Source organism: Bacteroides sp. (assembly GCF_019417265.1).
In the GTDB taxonomy this organism is placed as follows: domain Bacteria; phylum Bacteroidota; class Bacteroidia; order Bacteroidales; family Bacteroidaceae; genus Phocaeicola.
Genome location: NZ_DXVR01000051.1, coordinates 15,305 through 19,641 on the forward strand (window position 1 = coordinate 15,305; position 4,337 = coordinate 19,641).

6 protein-coding genes are annotated in these 4,337 nt (G+C 35.3%); 1 reads left to right on the forward strand and 5 read right to left on the reverse strand.

All coding sequences use genetic code 11. The features are described 5' to 3' along the window. The first annotated feature begins 243 nt into the window (after positions 1-243). Complete coding sequence (locus QZ379_RS07685) at positions 244-1,458, forward strand: class I SAM-dependent methyltransferase (protein WP_291562685.1); 1,215 nt, start codon at positions 244-246, stop codon at positions 1,456-1,458. Here the strand turns inward: QZ379_RS07685 and trxA are convergent. The 5 genes from trxA to QZ379_RS07710 all read right to left on the reverse strand — a co-directional run bounded on the left by trxA (position 1,444) and on the right by QZ379_RS07710 (position 4,144). Further along, entirely contained in the window at positions 1,444-1,893 is a 450-nt protein-coding gene (gene trxA / locus QZ379_RS07690; RefSeq protein ID WP_291562686.1) for a thioredoxin, read from the reverse strand. The two genes, QZ379_RS07685 and trxA, sit on opposite strands and share 15 nt — an antisense overlap. A gap of 108 nt (positions 1,894-2,001) precedes the next feature. Beyond that, on the reverse strand, positions 2,002-2,223 hold the full coding sequence (locus QZ379_RS07695) for a DUF2795 domain-containing protein (protein ID WP_002558131.1): 222 nt from the start codon (positions 2,221-2,223) through the stop codon (positions 2,002-2,004). A gap of 62 nt (positions 2,224-2,285) precedes the next feature. Then, positions 2,286-2,855, reverse strand: a complete 570-nt coding sequence (locus tag QZ379_RS07700; protein ID WP_291562688.1) for a cob(I)yrinic acid a,c-diamide adenosyltransferase — start codon at positions 2,853-2,855, stop codon at positions 2,286-2,288. A 70-nt stretch (positions 2,856-2,925) separates the two neighbouring features. Then, the gene (locus QZ379_RS07705; protein ID WP_291562690.1) at positions 2,926-3,606 is read right to left on the reverse strand and encodes a hypothetical protein; all 681 of its coding nucleotides are present in this window, start codon (positions 3,604-3,606) and stop codon (positions 2,926-2,928) included. A gap of 97 nt (positions 3,607-3,703) precedes the next feature. After that, positions 3,704-4,144: a GNAT family N-acetyltransferase gene (locus QZ379_RS07710; RefSeq protein WP_291562693.1), complete on the reverse strand. Its 441-nt coding sequence runs from the start codon at positions 4,142-4,144 to the stop codon at positions 3,704-3,706. Positions 4,145-4,337: the final 193 nt, after the last annotated feature.

The window sequence follows — 4,337 nt, forward strand, 5'->3', positions numbered from 1 at the left end:
CCCGACCCCTACGTCCCGAACGTAGTGCGCTACCAACTGCGCTACATTCCGATTAGTAGTTTCTAACTTTGCGGTCGCAAAGGTATGTATATTTTCTTGAACTCCAAAGATTTTAAACAATTTTAATCTTTAAATGGTACTAACTATATCAATATGCTTGGTATATTACCATAACTGAAAAGGCATATATAAACAAAAAAGAGTATCTTTGTAACATATTTCACAATATTTACACTTCACAGTATGATAGAATTATCACCTAAAACTGTTAAATTCATTTCAGAACACAGGAATGACGATATAAGAGTGCTGGCATTAAAAGCAAAAAGCTATCCTGATATAGATATAAATGAAGCCGTTAAACAGATTTCAGGACGGCAAATTGCTGAAAAGAAGATTCCTTCATGGGCAGAACAGGAGAATATAATATATCCCAAACACTTGTCAATGGAACAGTGCTCATCTGAAATTACAGCCCGATATAAAGCGTCATTGGTAAGCGGTGAAACATTCGCAGATCTAACGGCTGGATTCGGAGTGGATTTTTACTTCATCTCAAGACAATTCAATCACGCATATTATGTAGAAAGACAAGAAGAATTATGTGAAATAGCAAAACATAATTTCAAGGTTTTAGGAGCCAATCACATAGAGTTCTGCAACACTGACGGAGTTGATTTCCTCGACCATATGAATACCGTAGACTGTATATTTATCGACCCTGCAAGAAGAGACAGCAATGGTGGCAAGACTGTTGCAATATCAGACTGTGAACCGGATATCTGTAAACTGGAGAGAAAATTAGTAGAAAAAGGCAGAACAGTATTGATTAAGCTATCGCCTATGCTCGACATACATAATGCCTTAAAAGAACTTACACACATTAGTGATATACACATTGTATCAGTAAACAACGAGTGTAAAGAACTTGTTATCAGAATGACAAAACATTCTGAGCCCGAGAATAGTATCGCGGATAAAGCAGAAATATGTTGTAAACAATTCGTTAACAATGCTACCCCACAAGAATTCCGGTTTACATACTCTGAAGAAAAAAATACTGAAATCAGATATACGGACACTATAGGCGAATATTTATATGAACCTGGTGCCGCCATACTAAAAGCAGGTCCATTCAAATTATTGTCTGCAAGATACGGAGTAGATAAATTACATCCCAATAGCCACCTTTATACCTCAAACAAGGCGGTTGACTTTCCGGGAAGAAGATTTAAAGTAATCGAGATATCAACATTCGGAAAAAAAGAACTCAAGGCCTTTCTTAAAGACCTCGAGAAAGCAAATATCACTATAAGAAACTTTCCTTGCAGCGTTGACGAACTGAGAAAAAAACTAAAGCTTAAAGAAGGTGGTGACACATATATCTTTGCCACGACTCTGAACAACGGCAACAAAGTTCTTATTAAATGCAGGAGTGTAAAATCATTTATTTCCTAAGAGGAACTCATCAATGGCACGTTTAAGGCTTTCTTTCGGTAAAGCTCCTTGTGCCACCTGAGGATCTCCTTTCGATGGAATAAACAGCAGTGTAGGAATGCTTGAAATACCAAATGCTGCTGCCAATTCCCTTTCTTTGTCCGTATCTATTTTATATATCACAATTTTTCCGGTATATTCCTTTGCCAACTCCTCCAAAACGGGGGCTATTGCTTTACAAGGTCCACACCAAGTAGCGTAAAAGTCTATAATAGCAGGCATATTGCCTTCATATATCCATTTATCCGGATTCTTTTCGTAATTATAGACTTTTTCTATGAATTCTTGCTTAGTCAAATGTTTCACCGGAGAATCCGTTTTCTCTGACACAAGCTCTCCTGCAAATACCACATTAATGAATAAAACGGCAAATGCCAATAAAAGAATCTTCTTCATAACTCAATAAATTATCTATTTGAAACTATTCTTAAAAACACAAGCGGGATAAACAATGACTCTTGCTCATCCCGCTTGAATTAAATCCATTAACCTATCTGAAGGCTATTAATATTCTTCCTCGTTGAAGAAAAAATCTTCCTTACTAGGATAATCAGGCCAAATATCTTCAATGCTTTCGTAAATTTCACCTTCGTCCTCCATTTCCTGAAGATTTTCAATTACTTCAAGCGGAGCACCGGAACGCATTGCATAATCTATCAATTCATCTTTTGTTGCCGGCCATGGAGCATCCTCCAATTTTGAGGCCAATTCTAATGTCCAATACATAGTATATTTATTTTTAATTTTTTTGTTTTTTAATTTGAGTCACAAATGTATAACAAAAAAAATCATTTACAAGACTTATCCCAATAAATTTCACTAAATGAAGCTAATTGATTCAATTTCCTGGACAAAACAAACAAATAATCAGATAATCTGTTTACAAATCGTTTACAGTTATTCTCGATTTGACATATTCCTACATCCTCAAGATATAAGATTCTTCTTTCTGCCCTACGGCATATAGTTCTACACATATGACATATGGAAGACTGGTAACACCCTCCAGGAAGAACAAATCCTTTCAACGGTGGAAGCTGGGCATCAATAATATCTATTGCTTCTTCTATCTTCCGTACATCCTCATCTGTTATATAAGAAGCTGAGTTTAACTCTGTCTTTGTTGTATCTGTCGCTAAATATGAGCCTATTGAAAACAACTTATGCTGCACAAACTGTAAAATTGTTTTATCCTTGTCGTCGTTTGTCAATGATATCAGAACCCCAAGACATGAATTCAATTCGTCTATAGTTCCATATGCTTCCAGACGATCATGCGTCTTGAAAACTCTTACTCCGCCTACCAGGGAAGTTCTTCCGGAATCACCTGTACAAGTATAAATCAAACTCTTTTTCATAATACAAATTTTAAATGACTCTATATTTAAAACTACAGATATTCAGATTGGTTCAAATGAAAATATCTTTTTACATAAAATTTACAATACGATTTTCTTTTATACGTTTTTTATCAAAGAATACAATCCCTATATCATACAAATCGAAAGTTACTCCTGTGCGAGTATCATCCTGAATCATCTTCCACCATTTCTTCTTATTTTTGTCAGCATATGGATTCGTTATAACCAGACAATCATTAGCCTTGACACTATTTATTATTTCATCATAAGCCTCGTTGTATAAAGGCGTATGTGCTATATGAAACAGAACAGAGGAATTTCTCTCGTTTGGAAGTAATCTGATAGCATTTATAAAATCATCATTCGAATAATGAATTTGCTTTTTGGCTGAGAAAAGCCGCTCAACCTGTTGATTAATACTATCAGAATAAGTATATATTGTCATTTTTGGATTAGCTTCGGTCATATATCGTGCTGTCATTCCCGAACCTGTACCGATTTCGAGCACTGTATTGGGCTGTAAGAAATTTACCAACCTGAAAAATAATTTATCCACTTTCTCTCTGTGTCCCGGTAAATGAGCCACTAACCTACGAAGATGATGCAAAGGCAAATAAGAATAAAAAGGCAGCTTTTCATATATTACAAACGTAATAAAAAAAAAGTCTGCAGGAGAATGTACGCCATAACCACAGCGTTTTCTAAATCTCCTACACCACACCCAACCTCTTAATAATGTCTTTTTCATCAATATTACAATTAAAATTCAAATCAAACTAACGGATATAAATCTATGTCCGGGCACAAAAATAAGAATAGCTTATAATATTTACAAGAAAAACACATTATATAAAATCCATCTTATAAACATTTGTTTCCTTCTTCTCAAAGCCTAACGAAGAATAAAGTTTATTTGCAACAACCCGAATAGGTTTGGAAGTCAACAAAAATGTCGATTTTCCTCTTTCCTCCACAAGTCGAACAGCTTCCTCTACCATTCTCTTACCTAAAAGCTGTCCTCTATAGCGGTTGTCCACTACCACATCCTCCAACCAATATTTATGTCCGGTTGTTGTCAGATAGTTTGCAATAGTAAACATACCGATTATTTCATTACCTCTATACATCAGAAACATTTCGCTTGATGCAGACGATATTATCTCTTTAAGTTGAACCTCTGACAATATAACAGACTTAGATGTCACAAGTTGAGCCAAGAGCCTGTTAATTGCTTCCAATACTTTACCCGAAGTTTCTTCAAGCCTTAATATCTTTATTTCTTCCATAAATATAGATTTGATTATTGATTAGCTATTGAATTATACGTCTAATTCACTTTCACATCCTTCACCGACAGATGATATTTTCCTATTTCAGAATCATCAGTTTCTCTTATTTCAGGGCACACCAACTGCTTTTTGGGAAATACATTACCTTGCGTCGATTCCGCGGTGTATAAACGCGAAAATCCCCGAAGTA